At 45.8% G+C, this 16,673-nt stretch carries 14 protein-coding genes and 2 pseudogenes; all 16 read right to left on the bottom strand.

The annotated features are described in order from the left end of the window. Positions 1–701: 701 nt before the first annotated feature. Positions 702–1,775: pseudogene (locus AC0OM3_RS07355) on the bottom strand (phage tail spike protein); the annotation flags it as partial. A 100-nt stretch (positions 1,776–1,875) separates the two neighbouring features. Next, positions 1,876–3,354 carry a distal tail protein Dit gene (locus AC0OM3_RS07350; RefSeq protein WP_061654624.1) on the bottom strand — a complete coding sequence of 493 codons (1,479 nt, stop codon included), beginning with the start codon at positions 3,352–3,354 and terminating at the stop codon, positions 1,876–1,878. 1 nt (position 3,355) lies between these two features. After that, positions 3,356–6,727 (bottom strand): phage tail tape measure protein, encoded by a 3,372-nt coding sequence (locus AC0OM3_RS07345; RefSeq protein ID WP_474211236.1) that lies wholly within the window; start codon positions 6,725–6,727, stop codon positions 3,356–3,358. Between the two features lie 14 nt (positions 6,728–6,741). Then, positions 6,742–6,999: a hypothetical protein gene (locus tag AC0OM3_RS07340; RefSeq protein ID WP_474211235.1), complete on the bottom strand. Its 258-nt coding sequence runs from the start codon at positions 6,997–6,999 to the stop codon at positions 6,742–6,744. A 29-nt stretch (positions 7,000–7,028) separates the two neighbouring features. After that, positions 7,029–7,475, bottom strand: coding sequence for a hypothetical protein (locus AC0OM3_RS07335; RefSeq protein WP_098605758.1), 447 nt, complete (start codon positions 7,473–7,475; stop codon positions 7,029–7,031). A 116-nt stretch (positions 7,476–7,591) separates the two neighbouring features. Next, on the bottom strand, positions 7,592–8,149 hold the full coding sequence (locus AC0OM3_RS07330) for a hypothetical protein (protein WP_474211234.1): 558 nt from the start codon (positions 8,147–8,149) through the stop codon (positions 7,592–7,594). A gap of 5 nt (positions 8,150–8,154) precedes the next feature. Beyond that, positions 8,155–8,526 carry a minor capsid protein gene (locus AC0OM3_RS07325; protein ID WP_474211233.1) on the bottom strand — a complete coding sequence of 124 codons (372 nt, stop codon included), beginning with the start codon at positions 8,524–8,526 and terminating at the stop codon, positions 8,155–8,157. Position 8,527: 1 nt separating this feature from the next. Further along, positions 8,528–8,932, bottom strand: a complete 405-nt coding sequence (locus tag AC0OM3_RS07320) for a hypothetical protein (protein WP_474211232.1) — start codon at positions 8,930–8,932, stop codon at positions 8,528–8,530. Next, entirely contained in the window at positions 8,932–9,264 is a 333-nt protein-coding gene (locus AC0OM3_RS07315) for a hypothetical protein (protein WP_061655952.1), read from the bottom strand. The genes AC0OM3_RS07320 and AC0OM3_RS07315 overlap by 1 nt, the downstream gene beginning before the upstream one ends. Beyond that, a complete protein-coding gene (locus tag AC0OM3_RS07310; RefSeq protein ID WP_061655953.1) occupies positions 9,264–9,662 on the bottom strand; it encodes a hypothetical protein in 399 nt (132 codons plus the stop codon). The genes AC0OM3_RS07315 and AC0OM3_RS07310 overlap by 1 nt, the downstream gene beginning before the upstream one ends. Positions 9,663–9,725: 63 nt before the next feature. Beyond that, positions 9,726–10,867, bottom strand: a pseudogene (locus tag AC0OM3_RS07305) (SU10 major capsid protein). A gap of 84 nt (positions 10,868–10,951) precedes the next feature. Beyond that, entirely contained in the window at positions 10,952–11,617 is a 666-nt protein-coding gene (locus AC0OM3_RS07300) for a hypothetical protein (RefSeq protein ID WP_474211231.1), read from the bottom strand. Between the two features lie 135 nt (positions 11,618–11,752). Further along, positions 11,753–12,700, bottom strand: coding sequence for a phage minor capsid protein (locus tag AC0OM3_RS07295; RefSeq protein ID WP_474211230.1), 948 nt, complete (start codon positions 12,698–12,700; stop codon positions 11,753–11,755). After that, on the bottom strand, positions 12,693–13,373 hold the full coding sequence (locus AC0OM3_RS07290; RefSeq protein WP_226800216.1) for a phage portal protein: 681 nt from the start codon (positions 13,371–13,373) through the stop codon (positions 12,693–12,695). Before AC0OM3_RS07290 ends, AC0OM3_RS07295 begins: the two co-directional genes overlap by 8 nt. Before the next feature lie 970 nt (positions 13,374–14,343). Continuing rightward, complete coding sequence (locus tag AC0OM3_RS07285) at positions 14,344–14,838, bottom strand: nucleoside 2-deoxyribosyltransferase (RefSeq protein WP_474211229.1); 495 nt, start codon at positions 14,836–14,838, stop codon at positions 14,344–14,346. Between the two features lie 77 nt (positions 14,839–14,915). Next, on the bottom strand, positions 14,916–16,673 hold a 1,758-nt coding region (terL, locus tag AC0OM3_RS07280), incomplete at its 5' end, for a phage terminase large subunit (protein WP_080451004.1).

The raw sequence follows: 16,673 nt of genomic DNA, 5'->3' as shown, positions 1-16,673 counted from the left end.
TTCTTCAATGTTTCCGCAGGTGTTTCCGCTCCGATATCCTTCGGCGATGTTGGCGAAGCTGCTTCCCATTTCTTTGTTTTTTCGTTATACTTGCGGATCTTGTTTGGTGTACTTGACATATCGAACCATATCTGCGTGAGATCTTCGGGCGGTGTTTCACCGTAATGCCACTCTTTTTCCGCATAACCTTCCGCGAATAGTTTCGCATTCAGTTCGGCGTCTTTCGCCTTTTGATCCGCATGTTTCTTGACTTCGGCTTCGACTTCTTCCGTTAGTCCTTCGACATATGACTTCATTTCGATCTTAATCTCTTCGTCCATTTCTTCGGCTACTTCGATCGCCTTTTCTTCGGCCTTCTTCGCTTTGATCGCCGCGTCTTCCGCTGCTTCTGCGATTGCAGTCTCTTCGGCTTTGTTCGCCTTGTCCTGCGCACCTTTTGGCGTTTCTGCTCCGATTTCTTCGGGCGTAGTTACCGACGCATTAACCCATAGTTTTTTCTCAGCGTCCCAACGTTTCATAACGTTTGGTTGCTTCGAAGTATCTAGCCATAGCATATCGGGTGTTCTCTTGCTAGGTAGTGGCTCAGTGGCGCTCTTATAAACGACTTCGCCGCCTTGCTCCCACTTCGTCATATTTTGATTAATCGTTTCTTGAATCGCTTCGATTTGTCTATTCTTATCGATCACTAGCGGTACGAATTCGCCCAGTAATACGTAGTCTTTCGCAGGATTCGTATATGATCGGTAGATTGCGATAACGCGCGCATTAACTGCGAGAGCAGGCTCGAACATTGTATCTTTTACTAAGATCGTATCGCCTAGACGTACCTTTTCGTGCTCATAGCCCGTTAACGATTCCAGTAATAAGACGCTAACTTCGTATGTTGCTCGTGGCTGCTTAACGCGTTTTAGCTCTTCTACTGCCTTTTTCATTAACTCATACTCATTATCCACGCTATTTAAATCTAAGCGCTTGAATAGGTGCTTTCCGTTCTTTCCATATAGCTGCATCGCGTGTTCGTCGCCTACCCATTTCTGCCCTTTAGGTGATACATAGCCGTCGTGGATATTCTCGAATGCTTCGATCGTCAGGCGCTTCCCTGTCTCGTCAGCTTTACCGATTGGAATAATCGCGGTTGCGATATCGGATCGATCTACTTCTCGCGTTACGCCTGTTAGATCCTTTCCGTACGTGAATCGCTTCCCAGTAACGTTACCGCGTCGCTTAACTAGATGTACGAAACGATCTCGCACTTTCATACCCATAAATGAAACGGTGAATTCCATTTCTAAACCGTACTGATCGCGAATCTGATGTAACGCAGCTAGTGCGGTAGGATATTCGTGTAGATTGACATTTTGTAGTCCCGCATAATCTACGATACCTAGTTTCCAACCTGTACCCGCTAGTACTTTCTCCGCTGCATCTTTCGCCGTAACTGCGACTAGTGCTTGACCGTCTACGATATGGTTGTATAGATCATCTACGGCCGCATTTTCTGCGAATACTCGACGCACATACTTGTTGTCTTTTCGCTCTTCTACCGTACGAATAATCGTAAATAACATGAGCTTACGATCTTTGTTTCGTACGATTACGTTATTTCCTGCGACTAAGTGTTTTGTGTCAGGATCGCTTGCTAGCGTACTAAACTCATATGTTAGTAGTCCGTCTAACTGCTCGAAGTGGCCGTCTTCGAAAAACTGCGGCGTCTTCGGTAGGTGATTCGTAAGGATCGTTAATTGTCTTCCGTATTGATCCGTTACGATAATCATGCTGTTAACATCGTTTGTCATTTTATCCCGCCTTTCCGTGGAATCCCCACATATACATAAACGCGAGCCTATCGTAATTTGACAGACTCGCGTTTTTAGGTTATAGATATCGATTTGTGAATTTGATGCTTGTTTCTCCTGCCGATGGTGGGTAGATCGCAATCTCTGATCGTCCCGTCGGAATGCTAAAGAAATCACTAGACGGATCTAACATATCATTTGCTAGAATTCCGTTTTTGTAGATAGACGCCGAAGCCATATCGACCTCTAACGTGTCGCCTCGCTTAAACGCCATATCGTTAACCTGCTCGCGTTGATTCTCGTTGTACTTGTATACGTTGACGTGATCTAACGTCATGTAGTAGCGTTTGTCGCCATTACCTAGCGCCGATGTTTCGAGTTGTATGCCTGCTAATTTGTTAAGATAGCGCCCTGTGTAATCCGCATACTCTCGATATAGTTCGGTATGGAATCGTCCTGTTTTCGCATCTTGTAACGCAAAGTACGTAAACCATGTAACGTAGCCCTTGCGTTCTTTGCGTCCGAATCGGATAATTCCGTTATTCCATTCAGACCAAACCCCATCGAAGCCGCCGCGATCGTAAACCATCGCGATACCGTTCTTATTGTCGCCGAACTTAACTGTCGCAATCTGCTGCGTTTTAAGCCATGTAACATCGTTTAGATGCGCATTACCGAACTTGCGGCCGTTCTGATCGAGTAGGTAGAATCCGACTCTTCCCATATCTCGACGATCCCACGATCTAAACGTAGAATGCAGCTCGACCATAAAGTTATCGATCGGCTCAGGAATGTTACGATACATAGATGCGCCGTGCCAACCTGCGAAGCGATCTTCGGGCTTGTCTTTGTTTCCGCCGTAGTCCCACCCCTTTTGGTGGAATAGATAGCCGTTACTTTCGAATGTACCGTACACGATCCCGTCGTAAATCTCGCTCGCATCCGTCCATTGTCGTACATCGATCAGCTCGTCGTATAAAACACGCTCTTCGTATGGAACTGTCTGTTTATTGTAGTCAGGCGCTTGTCCCGCAGTTACCGCATAATCCTTTCCGATAACGGAAACTGTCGGTGTATCTTCGGCGAATGTAATACGTACGTTCGGATACGCTTCGGCCGTTCCGTCGTTCACGACTTCGGTTTTCATATTTCCGCGCTCTATCTTATATTCTTTCTCTAGTCCGTCACCTACTGGATCAGAACATAGTAATGTGAATTGAATCATGCAGCTTGTTCCGATTGGCGTTATAGGCGTTGATCCGTCGAGCTTTGCCGTGTAACTTACGTGATTCTTAAAATCGAAGATTAATTCGCCGTCAGGTACGTTTAACCAACGCCGAATGTCATCTAGCTTCGTTTCTCGCTCTAATTCCGTATCTGCCGTTATCGTAGCGACAACGTTATAACGCATTACGTCCGTTTCTGATCCGAAATCGTAAGCGCCGATTTTACCCGACGCTTTTAATAGATTTGCGGTTTTTTGCGGTAGTAGATCCCGCTCGATCGTATTTACTAACATGTATCTGCTTGCGTGTCGTCCTCTATAGATGAATGACATTCTATCTCCCCCTCGATCTTTCTTTCGCTCGTTCCATGCGCTTTAATTCCGCTGCAATGCGCTCCACGTCCGCCTCTTCACGCACATGTAATTCAGCGATTTGGAAGTTATTCGTTACTCGACGATCCCCGCCGCCTTGCTGCGGTTTACCCTGTCCGAACGCTGCTACCGTAGTAGGTCGATTCGCAGTACGAATAAAGTTGAATAAATTCGCTTGCTGCGCTTGTGTTAAGACCATTTCGTTTTTAAGTAGACGCGCATCTACTTCGTCAAAACGAGGGCTTCTCCCGACTAGTCCGCGGGGATTTCCGCCGTTATGAAACTTTGGTCGCGTAGATCTGTTCGAAGGTGATGCACCGACTGTCCCGCCTGAATGGAAGTACTTTAACGGGGATAAATCACCCAACCATGATAGGCTGATAGTTTTCGTTGCTGCCCTAGTGATCTTACTCATTAACGATTCGTGCTTCTTGTCTGCGTTCGAAGTATCTGCGTCGATTGGCTTCGTCGCTTTCTTTTCCGCGTGTTGGTCGAGTACTTTGATGACCGCATCTGCGAGCTTACCATCACCGAGAATCTTCTTAACTTTCTCCGCTAAGGCTTTGCGATCGGTGTCGGCGATTGCGGAATCGGCTTGCGACTTATCCGCCTTGACCTTCTTCGTCTTTTCTGCGGTCGCTTTCAAGTCGAGCATATCGATTAATAACGAAGCCGCCGTCGTATTGCCGAAGATCTTCTTAACCTTTTCGGCTACTGCTTTCTTATCGAGATCCGCGACGCCCTTGTCCGCCTCATTCTTATCGACTCCGACCTTCTTGTCCGCCTTCTCTTCGACTTTCTTTTTAAGTTTGGCGTTATCTTCTTCGGCTTTCTTCGGATCTAGTCCCGCCTCTTTGTCCGCCTTCTTCTTGATATCCTCTTCTAACTTTTTGTTATCGGCTTCGGCTTTCTCTTTTTTAAGATTGACCTCTTTATCGACGGGCTTTCCTGCCTCTTCGTTAAGTTTGCCGTACTCTTCTTTTTGCTTTTGGATCTCTTCGGTATTTTTTGCGTGATTCTCGCGAGTTTCACTGATAACTTGCTTCGCCTTTTCCGCAGCTTCCTTCGATTTTAGGTGGTGTTCGTACTCTTCCTTTTGCTTATCGTTTAGCCCGTCTTGCGAGTTCTTCGCCTTTTCTAACGACGCTAACTTCTTTTCATGCCCTGCGATAGCCTTGTCGAGCGCTTCGATCTCTTTTCCTGATTCTGCTGCGACGTTTGCTGCTGCTAACGCCTCTTTAATACGAATCTGTACCGCGTTTTCTAGACCGCGTTGCTTTTCCTGTAGATCCTGCAATGTAGCACGCGATTGTTGTAACGTCTGTTCGTTTGTCGCTTGCTCCTGCTTTGCAGCTTCGAGACTCTTCTGAGCATTCTCTAACTTGTTTTTAGCGAAGTGCGCCATTAATTTATTGCCTTCGTCTTTGTACTTGTTGTACTCTTTCTCACGCTCATTAACGCGTACTTGCATTTCGTCTACGTTATTTTGTAGTTGCTTACGTCTACTGATCGCCTCGTTGCCTTCGTCTACGGCTTTCTTGTAATCTTGTAGATCTTTAACTTGATTTTTATAGCCTTGTGCGATCTGCTGCGCTAGTTCGATCTGCTGCTTTTCTTTTAGCGCTGCTACGAGTTCCTTCGCCGCCTGCGTATTTTCTGCGATAGCTTGTCCTGTTGTACTGTATACTTGTGCCGTGGTTGGTGCTTTTGCGATCAGCTCGTCAGATAGTCCGATAGTTTTGTTAATCTCGTCGTTGTTGGCCTTTGCCTTTTTCGTATATCCGTCCAACTCTTTTTGTAACGCTTGTTTTGTCGCAGGATCTTCGACGCGTTTAATTTCCTCTTGTAAGTCGCGATATCGTAGTAATTCTTCCGAAGATAGCTTTACTTTTCCGCGCATCTTATCGTATTCCGTCGCAGTTTGTTCTAACGATCTAGCCTGCTCGCCTAACGATTGGTAAGTATCCATATTGACTGCTTTGTACTCTTCGGTCTCATTTTTCGCACCTGATAGCATGTACGTAAGACCTCCGACCGCAGCCGCTACCGCTCCGATAGCTAACGTATATGGATTCGCAACCATTGCGATACGCAGTACGTTTAATGCTGATACGACCTTACCGATATTCGTTACGAAGATCATTAACCCCGCAGCCGTTCCCGCAGCCGCTAAACCTGCCGCTACGAATCGTGGATCGATTTCGGCTAGTGCTCCGATAAGAACCGTCGCGCCTTGTGCTAACGAAGTAAACGCAGGTAATAACGCCTCACCGATTCCGATCGCTAAACCTTCCGCAGCCGATTTAACTTGCGTCCATGCTCCGACAAGTGTATCTTGTTGGATCTTCGCAATACGTTCCGCAGTTCCGCCCGATTGTTCTAGCGCCGTTTTGTACGCTTGTAACGATCCTTGACCTTGATCGATTAATGCGAGGAATCCCGCCGACGCTTCTGTACCTACTAATTGCGCAGCCGTTACGGTTTTTTGTGCGTCTGTCATACCTTCCATTTTCGAACTAATATGACCGATCAATTCGGGAAGTGGTTTAAACTGTCCGTTTGCGTCTACTACTGAAATCCCCAGTTTCTTGAACGCCTTTTCTGTTTGTCCCGTCGGATTCGCTAATGACAGTAACGCAGCACGTAAAGACGTACCCGCTTGCGATCCTTGAATACCTGCATCGGACATTTTCGCTACTGCCGTCGCTGCGTCGGTAATATCCCAACCTAACGATTTCGCTACTGGTGCAACGTATTTCATCGCCATACCTAATTGATTCATGTCGGTATTTGCAGTCGTGAAAGTCTTCGTTAACACGTCCGCCGCTTTTCCTGTATCAGTGGCGGCAATTCCGAACCCTGTCATGATATTAGAGGATATGTCCGCCGCCTCACCTAATCCGATAGCACCTGCCGCAGCTAAGTTTAAAACGGCAGGCATTGCGTCGATCGAGTCTTTTGCGCTGAATCCCGCTAAAGATAAGAACGACAGACCGTCCGCCGCTTGCGAGGCGCTGAACTGCGTCGTCGCTCCTAAGTGCTTCGCAGTTGCGTTTAACTGCTTGAATTCTTCGTCCGTTGCTCCTGATATCGCTTTAACCTTCGCCATTGACTGCTCGAAGTTTGCTGCTGCTTTAACCGATGATCCGACCGCAGCTACTACGGCAACCCCTGCGGCCGCCGACGCCTTACTTAAAGCCGACATGCCTTGCGAAGATGATTGCGCATTCTGATTTAATCCTTGCATATCTTGTCTTGCTTGACTTACGCCCTGCCTAAACTGAGCGTTATCGAGTACGAGCCGCGCCCGTACTTCGCCTGCATTTGCTGCCATACAATCACGCTCCTTTACGATAGTGCTCGTAGCTCTTCGAATTTGCTACGATTGAACTTTTCTGTTTTCAGTTTGATTCCCGCTTCTCTCGTCCATGTGCGGATTAATTCGCGGTACTCTTTTTGCTCTAGGTTTCTAGCATTTATGATCGTTAGTAGATCCAGTTTGCGCGCAGCTTTTCGATTTCTTGATTTCTCAGCATACGCAGCAAGATCGATAAGGTAATAGTCTTCTTCGATCTGTCTTTGTGTAACGCCCATTACCGAAGCCATTTCGAGAAGGAAATCTTCGAAGGGATCGTCTAGGCTTCCGTCGTAGCCTCGATCGTCTCCGTCGCTTCCTCCGTCTTCTTTGCTTTTGGTAACAGGCTTATCAGGTTTTTTACCATACGCTCTAGATCGTTGTATTTAACCATTTGTACGAGGTATTCTACGATCTCCGACATTCCCGCTTCGCCTTGCAGGTATTCAACATCGATACCCGTTAATTGCGAAGTGATCGTTACGAAGTCGTCTGTCGCAGCTTCTACGGCCGCGATCGCATATGCAGCGTACTGATCCGCAGGTGCGTTAATTACTTGAATAATTAGATTCGGAACGTTACCCGATACGGCGATCAGCTCTTTGAACTCTTTCGGCGTAACCTTTCTGATACGAACCTTCTTCATACCTAGCGTTAACGTGTCAGGCGCTAACATCGCCTTACTCGCTTCTTTCTTTGTAAAAACATTGGTGATTTTTCTAAGCATATATCTTCCTCCTTGTCAAGTTTGACGAAACACAAAAAATGTGCTTTACAAGAACATAAACGCCGATAAACGACAAAAAAGACTAGAGCCGTAGCCCTAGTCCTGATTTATCGTGCTTATTTAGTTACGGAAGCCTTTACCGTTTCTTTTTCCTTGACAGTTTCGTCACCTAAGATATATAGAGTGCCGTCCGCCTCAGGGAACGCATTGAACGTAATGTTCGCGATACGCTCGTTGTCAGGATCGTACGTGTAATCAGGATCAGCTGACGCCGCTGCGTTTGGTACAGTGATCCAGTCATTCGGCGTAGTGTCAGGCGCAGTCGGTTTAATAACCATTTTCTTCGCAGTCGATAACATATCGAATCCCGCTTGCGCAGATACGAACAACGCTTGCTTATCGCCGTTTTCTACGAATTTAGAGTTTGGCATTACTTTTGATAATCGTTTTAGATCGTGTAATGCGAATGGTACTGTCGTCTCAGCCTTACGTCCTTTCATGATAGACTTTACGGGCGTTTCACCGTATTGATCGACTGTAACCTCTTGTACTGATGTAGATACGCCGAATGAGATACCGCCTTTCGTGATATCGAATTTAACCATGTCTTGTCCTTCACCGTATTCTACGATTGCAGCACCGATCGGTACATTGATTGTGTTTGATTTAGCCATAATTATTACCCCCTGATAGTTAGTTGAAAGTTTAGCGAAAAGATAGGACGTTTCGCTTCGTCCGTTCCCGTCCATATTGGTTGGGATTGTAATGCTTGTATTTTCGAGACCGACCAATCGCCGATCATAACGTCTTTTTTATACTTGAATTCTTCGTACAACTCGTACGCTTTCGTTTCTGCCGTTGCCACATCGCCAACGTTCCCACGCACTAAGAATTGTAGTGTCGGCTGCCTTACACCCGTCTCTCGTGTAGGCATTCCGCCATGTAGTACGATTAAGACGCATTCGTCTTTCGACTTCGTAGGATATGTGTAGGCGTAGTATGTATTCGGTATGATCGAATCGACGTACGTCCTGACGTCTTGTGCTCGCATACTACCTCAATCCTTTCTGAACACCTTCGCCCAACCACTGTAAGTACTTTTGTGACTCGCCTTTAAGTGGTCGCTCTAAATACTTACTACCGACCGCATAACCGTTAAAAGATCCCGTAGAACTCGGCGTATACGACCATTCGTGCATGGCTATTGCGTAATTAAAATTACCGCGTCCGAATGCCGAGAACGAAACTTCTCCGATTACTTGATCGCCTTGTTGTTTGACGGTCTTTTTATGTGATTTACGTAGACTGCTCGTATCGATAGGCGCAATATTTGACGAGATCCTAGCGAGATCATCTACGCAATCCTGCATAGCTTGTTTAGTCGAATGTTTAACGTCGTTTGTGATCCGATTCATATTTCCGTCGAAGCTGCTAAAATCGATTGTGAACCCTGCCATTAAATAAACACCACCGTCAGCAACGGATTACCTGTGAAATCCCGCTGAATTGTAATGTTTTTCGGATTACCTTTGTAAATCGTTCCTGCTTCGTTGACGTACTCAATTTCATCTTCGTAACCGATATCAGCTAGCTTGTCTAGCAATAATTTCAGATCGACAACGATTGTTGCGCCGTGCATTTGACTATTTCGATCCGTTGTGGTGTGCGATCCCTCGACCGCACGACATGTAAGTTCGGTTTCTTCAATCCTTTCGGGCTTTCCCCATATATCGAGATCTCCGACCGCCCTTCGTCTAGTGACTGTTTGTTTTAATGGTACGATTGCCATTATGTAAGCCACCCCACATTTCGACCCGATACGTGTAGATCGTCGTTTACTTCTTCGATAAGCTCTACTACACTGTCAGGTATAAGATCCTTTAGCGATTGCCCTACCGCACTAGATACATTGTTTTCTTTGAACGTGAAAGAACCTACGCCTGTAACGCTGAATGATGCGATTCCTTGTTGCTGCATCTTGTTCGTGTCATTGTAAACGATAGCTAGGTACGCAGCGAATTCGTAAACTGCTTTGTCGGGGATCGTATTTCCCTTGAATTTCTTTTCTAGCGTCCTACCTGCCGCATTCATAAGGCGAACTTTCTTTGCTTCGTCGGCATCGTGCCAATCTTCGTTACTAATTACGTAAGCGTCGATGTGTTCCGTTGCTGCTGCAATTCTATCCATCTATCACGACCTCCCGTATACGAAAAGGCGACTAGAGCCGAAGCCCTAGCCGATCAGTTTCGATTATTTTTTAGCTGCTGCGCGTGCCGTAGTTGCTTTAGCAGGTGCTTTCTTGCCAGTCGCAAGACCTACGATTTTAGCGTGTGCCGCTTCTTGTAAGAACTCTAGCGTGTACTCGCCGACGATCATACCTTGCATGTAATCGCCTTTCTTACCTAAGTAAGTGTGAGCGAATTCACGCGTTTGTAGTGGACGGATATCTCGATACGGTTTGCATCAATGATTAATACCTCACCCGCAGGCATGTTGTTATTTAATAAGATCTCAGCGTTACCGAAGTCAGATACGTAGTGGTCTACTACTTGTCCGCGTCCGTTATCTTGACGAGTTAAACGGATTTGAGCATTGCCGAATTGTGAGATCGCGATCTTTTGCGTAGCGCCTACTACGATCTTGTAGTTACCGCCTTGATTGAAACCGCCCGCTTCGAAGATCATGCGGAAAGCATCGATTAAGTGCTCGTCAGAAATCGCAGCACCACCCGCAGGGATAACGTTTGTTTCGATGAATGAGCGAATACCGCGCATCATACGTTTGTTACCTTGCTCGTACTTGATACCGTTGATTACCGCTTTTTCTAATGCTAGCGCTAATTCTAGTTGTTTCTTTTGTTTCTCTTTTTCGTACTCGTTGTCAACGCCATATTGAGCGACTGCCATTGCCGTACCTGTGATTTCTACAGTTTCGTCGAAGATTTGCGTAATATTAGATACGCGCTTACGTGGTTTGTGACGACCGTCGCGAGCGTCTGATCCTTCTTCACCCTCTACGAACATTACTTCTACCACTTCGCCTACTTCCGCAGTACCCGCAGCAGTATCAGCGTAACCACGAACTACTGTTAACTTCTCGCCTTCGACTTTAGCTACTAAGATCAACTCTTCGCCGATACGAATTACTTGACGAGATCGGAATGCTTCGCCGCTTTCTACTTCTACAGTTGTGTCGTCAGCAGTTAGAGCTTTTGTCAATGCGCTCTCTTGTGCGAACATTTCATCTTCGAACCATACGTGCTCGACGTTCGTTACTGGGCTACCGAATTGAATTAGGTTTAACATTGGTGTTTGTAGTGGATTTAATAGTAAAAATTCATCTACTACCGATTCTTTCTTTCCTACTAAGTCCTCTGTATAGATCTTTGTCATTTATAAAACCCCCTGATATTTTTGTAATAGAAAAAGCCGCCCACAAAAGGCGACTTGATTTGATTTGTGATTTATGTTAAAGGCTTAACGCCCTAACTTCTTTTTCATTTGCGCATACTTGACCTTATCTTCGATGCGACCGTAACGGCGAACATTTGCCGCTAACTCTTCTAGAATTTGCTCGTCAGTCTTTTCGAGTGGTTTCTTCGCACCATTCGAAGCGCCGCCGATTTCCTTCTGCTTTACTTCTTTTTCCTTAACTAAGTAAGGGCGATCTTTCGCTAGCTTTTCGACGATCTCGGCAATCTTTTCGACTTCCGTTTCGTCATTAACGCCCGCTAACATTCGAGCATCTTGTAAATACTCTTCGGGAATGTTTGCTGCTTTCGCTGCTGCGTTGAATGCGTTCGTCACTTTCATGTCACGATCCGCCTTCTCTAATGCTGCGATGCGTGCTTGTGCTGCTGCGATCTCTTCGTCTTTCTTCGCTGCAATCTCTCTCGCCTTTTCTAGCTCGTCCAGTTTTGCGAGACGTGCTTCGTCGGCTGCTTGATCTGCCGCTTCTGCTTTCGCTTTTAATTCGTCGTAATCTGCGAACTTTTCTTTTACCTTGTTCTTATTACGTACGATAAGTGCGTCTAGTTCGGATTGCTTTAGTGTGACAACTTTTTCGTCGTCTTTAAGCTCGTCCGTTTTGATTTCTTCTTTGATTTCCTCTTCGTGAGTTTGGTTATCTAATTTCTCTGTCATTCTGATACCCCCGTTTTAAACCCGTCGGTTATAAATTCTGATGCTTAACCCCGTCGTAAGGCTTGTTTCTTATCTCTTTCCTCATACTATAGGTACGACTAATCGATCGTTTGTTGTATACTTTGCGTAAACTTTTTAACTTTTTTCTTCATTTCTTAAATTTGGATCGCGTCCGCCTGCTTTTTCCGCAGCTTCTCCGATAATCTGCTGCCTTTTCGCAAGTTCCTTCGAGTGATCGTCTAGTTTGTCGTAATCACGAAACGGCACGATATGATGTTTGCAATTCGGATGGAAAATCTGCCCTGTTGCTTTCAACTCGTCGTACGTGGGGTATGACCCTTCGGCTTCGGCCTTTAGTTTAATGATCCGCCCTTGATGGAATCGACACGCATCTTTTGTAGATCCGTTGAATGAGATCGTCGCATAATAAGCGCCTCGACTGATCGCCTCGTTTTCCGTAGCTTGTTTTTGGATCTCAGTTAGTTTCGTACGCGCTAGCATTTCCGTATAGTGCTCGACCGACCAACGGCGACCGCCCTTGTCGATGATCCCAGTATCAACGCAATCTTTAAGTTGCTGCTTTAGCTCGTTGATCTTTTCTTTCATCTGATCCGACATAACGGTAGAATTACGAGACGTTGCGATCCCTGTCGCTATAAACTCGGCTGATACGGCGCGTATACCTCGCTGCATTTCCGTAGCCATGTTATCGGTAATCGCAAGAACGTTTTTCATCGTGTCCGCTGCTGCTACTCGTGCCATATCTGCGTTTGTCTGACTAAATCGAGCAATTCGATAGGCAGCTTCGATCGTGTCCGCGTATCCTAGCGCATGTAGCGTTTGTGCGATTCCCTCTTTCGCAGCAAGTGGGACATTTTCTTTGATCCACTCGGCCGCTTCTTTGTCTACCTTGATAAGCTCTAATTGAATATTATGCATAAGTGCAATTCCAGTCGCTCTATTCAGATCAGCGATTTCCATCTGATCGATTTGTGCCTGCATGTTCTGTAATGCCCGTCTATAAATGCGGACAAGCCGCCCAACGTTATATACGTAAGACGGCTCGATTCGCTTATCATTCATTTACTTTTTCGTCCTCTTCATTCATTGGAAGATCTAGTTCGATTTCGCTTTCTTCGTTGAAGACGTTAGGCGTTGCAGGCTTTAACGCTTTTTCATCTTCTAGAATTCTATCGACTACGGCCTTCGCTTGAATGTCGTCTAGACTATCCATTTCTTTGATAGCAGTTAATCGATCGATCGTAGGAAGACCACCAGTACGGATCTGCATGATTTCCGCTTGCTCTTTCTCGTTCGCAGGCAATCCGTCTCTCCATCTGATTTTCGGGTAAATCGCTTCGTAATGCTCGAATGATCCTTCGTTTGCGTAGTTCTCTAGTAACTGGGCGCAATATAACGAGTCTCTGAAAGCACGGTCTACGTTCGTACGAACACGTTTGACTTTCGATAGGATCGGCATAAATCTTGCTTTGATCGCTGAACCGTCCGTATGTGACGTCCCAGTCCCGCCGACGTTACCGATCGATGTACCGAATAACCATTGTGGCGTCTCTGAGATTTGGAAAACTAGATTGATTAACGTCTCTAGTTGCTTGAACGCGTCTGTTAGCTTTCCGTCCCACGTCATATAAGCGGGTGCGACTTCTCCGTCTCTTACTGGAATATAACGGCCACCCCACGTAAGATTGACGTTTTGTAAGTCTACGCCGTATGCGGTAGGATCGCTATGTTTCATTAAGATATAGTCGATCTGAGTTAAGCGGTCATTGATCGCATAGATTAACGATTTGACTTTCTTCGTTGTACTAATGCCTCGCCAGTGTGTATCGGTTGCCTTGTACGGAATATGTCGTACTAGGATCATAGGTACGCCCGTTTCTACTACTCTGAAACCTTCGTGTACTTCGTCTAAAATCTCATATTGTGGCTGATTAATGCCGTACTTCGTAATGATGTTGGGTTTCGAGGATAGTCGGAATCTTCTATAATGAATGTATCCTGCGATATGGCGTTCTACATTCAGATATGGCGTTTCGCTTCCGTCCTTTTGTATAACCCATTCGATCGCCGCAATATTTACGGCCTTGAATTTCTTCTTTGATCCTCGCGCTAACTCAGGGAATACAGTCGATGGATCTTGCGACTCGATGATCGCTTCCATTTCGACGCCCTTCGGAATGTACGGAAGTTCGCTAAAGTCTTGACGGTATGAGAAATACGTCTTAATGAACGAATCCCCTCGGAAACCTGCGCCCACGACTAATTCTTGACCTAACGCAGAAAGATCGTTCTCTTCTACGATTGCGGATAATCGCTGCTGCTCGATCGAATCGGGATCTAGGCCACTTTCGAACGTTGGATCTTCGTTAAACATAAGATCAGCGGGCTTGTGGACGATAATGTCGAGAAGATTGACCGCTAGATATAACGAATTTAATCGTTCTGCGTGCGGTGTATCCTTTAACATTTCCTGCGCTCGCTTAGGTAGCGTTTTGAATTCTCCTTCATACAGTCGCTTACCTGTCTCGTAATCTGCTAGACGCTCTAGATCGTCCGTCGGCGGAAATAGCTTCCCGACTTCGAATAAGGTGTCATTCGGTTTGAATTCCGTTTCTTGTGTGCTATCGTGCTTGTCATGAAAATTATGATTCGTCATTCTATCGCCTCCTATATAAATAAAAGAGCGCCCTTATAGAGCGCTGCAATTAAATAACCGTGCCTTCGTAGTACACCTTTTCCAGTTCGTGAACATGTACATCGAAGTTATACTTCTCTAATGCTTCGCGACCTTCTAAGAATGCATAACATGATTCGGTTAACATGATATTTCGTGGTAGATCCGTATTATCGTCGAATAAGATTACTGGACGTTGTACGGCCGATGCTGCTCCTAGTTCCCAGTTTGTGCCGCTATCAGTCGAATGAACTGCGACAACGATATCGCACTTTAAGATCTCGTGACAGTCGTTTAAATACGTAGCTTTTCGCCACTCTACCGATCCGAATTCTAAATGTTCATTTTGATGTTCGCGAGGGCTAAATACTTCTAGGCCTTTATCGCGTAATACCTTTTCTACGAATGCAACGCATTCGATCTCTTCGTCATTGAAGAACGGCGATGCCAGGTAGACTTTTAACGGTCGTTTCGGTAATTTAAGAACATTGTTATGATTAACGTAAGATGCTTTGATTTTTGCCATATTTAACAACCTCCGATTTTCATGTTAGGGAAGACCGCCCGAAGGCGTATCTTCCCTACATGTACATAAACGCTAGACTATAACCAAATAGGCTTATCTCGCATAACGGATCGTGGACGTGCGACGTGCTCTACAGACATTTGAAGGGCGTCGGCAGAATCTACATAGTCACCGTAAGGATATGCGTCTAGCTGATCTAGTAATAGTTTGTGATGTCTATTAAAGATCAACGTTTTGTTAACACAATACGGCTCTAGTGACTCGATGCGCTGCTCTTTCGAAGACTTGTGCCCTTTAACGTCGATTACTTTCGTAGAATACAATCCCTGACGTGGCAACTCTTCTTGTAATTGACGGTAGAACTCGTGCTGCGCGTTGATCGTCTCGACGACGAGTAGGTTTGGTCGATATGCTCGCACACGATCGATAATGCCCTTCATGAACTTGTGCGGCGGCTCTTTGGTTGCATACTCGTCCAACACAAAAATACGCCCTGACGCTTCGTGACGTCCCGTTATTACTAACGAGTTGTAACACGAGCGGGCGCTTTTACCCATTGCGATATCCCACGCGGCCGATATTGACATATCGCGTAGTCTATACGTTTCCCCGTCGTATACGCAGGCTCTTTCGCCCGTGAAGTGATCGAAGTCGTATACGTAATACCCGAATTGATCCGTAAAGAAGAACTTTTCATCTTCGCTAAATGCGCGATTTCGATACTCTGAGTTAAACGTCTTCGTACCCATATTCGCTTTACGCTCCATTAACGCTTTATACGTCCAACGCCATTCCCACGCGGTTTCAACGCCTAGCATCATCGCAGTTTTATTCTTTTCGTAAAACTCTTCGGCCTCGCCGTCCGTACCATGCAGGTATTTATCGATGTACTCTTCCCACATCTTCGGAAATTTTGGCTCGGAAACGATCGCATCATAGAAACACGGTCGGAAATCTCGGCGCTTTAATACGTGCGCTAGTAATCCAGTCGCAGAAACCATCGTACCTACTAGAATGTGATTCGTAGTTTTCCCGCCGATCGGTAATACAACGGCGTTATACCAGTCGATCAGCTTTTGTCGAGCTTCTTTAGTACCTTCGTTATTCATAGATGATGGATCATCGACCACGCACGTTGTCGGTCTCAGCGCGCCGTGACGTTTACCACGTAATTGCTTCCCTGATGAACTCGCCTCGACTAATTGATTCGCTCGCGTAATGAAAGAAGACTCATTATCGCGTTCGTTTGCCATTGGGTTTTCATATAGAAGTAATCCGAAGTCCTCGATCAGCTTCTTATTGAATTTAAGCTGCTTATTACACCACCCGATCAACTTTTTCGATAGATCGTCGGTTTCCGAAATTACTAGTATGTAACGATGCGATAACTGACGAAATACTAAGCCCTTCAATACGTACGCATTCGAGAAGATACCCGACTTCGAGTGTCCACGAGGCGCGGCGATCGCTAGGTTTGTACCTGTTCCCGCGTCTACATCGTCACATAATCCGAAGAACTCGCGATGTATTCCCGCCATTTCGTCAAGACCTTGATGCGGTGTACCATCGTCAGAATTTTGAATAATATTATCGTCATTTTCAGGGTTGCATTGATCCGATAGATATTCCATCGTAAAGAATGCGTTATCTACTTCGGCGCGGTGAACGCGCTCTAGTCGAACGAGTTCGTTTTTCTCCCGCATCATCATATCGATATGGTATTCGCTTGCGTTTCCCGATTCGTAAAGATCTAAAAGAGAAGAAAGGCGATCTTTTACGATCGCAATCCTTTCCGCTCTTTCTTCGCGATTTAAAAACTTGCTGCCGATCCACAT

It is taken from the genome of Bacillus sp. FAU20, assembly GCF_056033865.1.
Note: the sequence above shows the minus strand (reverse complement) of the source record. Positions and strands in the feature narration are given on the sequence as shown.

Coding starts and splice junctions, on each gene's coding strand:
- AC0OM3_RS07320 (WP_474211232.1), bottom strand. CDS start 8,932: ATGGCAGGGTTCACAATCGATTTTAGCAGCTTCGACGGAAATATGAAT.
- AC0OM3_RS07310 (WP_061655953.1), bottom strand. CDS start 9,662: ATGGATAGAATTGCAGCAGCAACGGAACACATCGACGCTTACGTAATT.
- AC0OM3_RS07300 (WP_474211231.1), bottom strand. CDS start 11,617: ATGACAGAGAAATTAGATAACCAAACTCACGAAGAGGAAATCAAAGAA.
- AC0OM3_RS07340 (WP_474211235.1), bottom strand. CDS start 6,999: ATGGCTTCGGTAATGGGCGTTACACAAAGACAGATCGAAGAAGACTAT.
- AC0OM3_RS07330 (WP_474211234.1), bottom strand. CDS start 8,149: ATGGCTAAATCAAACACAATCAATGTACCGATCGGTGCTGCAATCGTA.
- AC0OM3_RS07295 (WP_474211230.1), bottom strand. CDS start 12,700: ATGAATGATAAGCGAATCGAGCCGTCTTACGTATATAACGTTGGGCGG.
- AC0OM3_RS07335 (WP_098605758.1), bottom strand. CDS start 7,475: ATGCTTAGAAAAATCACCAATGTTTTTACAAAGAAAGAAGCGAGTAAG.
- AC0OM3_RS07325 (WP_474211233.1), bottom strand. CDS start 8,526: ATGCGAGCACAAGACGTCAGGACGTACGTCGATTCGATCATACCGAAT.
- AC0OM3_RS07285 (WP_474211229.1), bottom strand. CDS start 14,838: ATGGCAAAAATCAAAGCATCTTACGTTAATCATAACAATGTTCTTAAA.
- AC0OM3_RS07350 (WP_061654624.1), bottom strand. CDS start 3,354: ATGTCATTCATCTATAGAGGACGACACGCAAGCAGATACATGTTAGTA.
- AC0OM3_RS07315 (WP_061655952.1), bottom strand. CDS start 9,264: ATGGCAATCGTACCATTAAAACAAACAGTCACTAGACGAAGGGCGGTC.
- AC0OM3_RS07290 (WP_226800216.1), bottom strand. CDS start 13,373: ATGAAACATAGCGATCCTACCGCATACGGCGTAGACTTACAAAACGTC.
- AC0OM3_RS07345 (WP_474211236.1), bottom strand. CDS start 6,727: ATGGCAGCAAATGCAGGCGAAGTACGGGCGCGGCTCGTACTCGATAAC.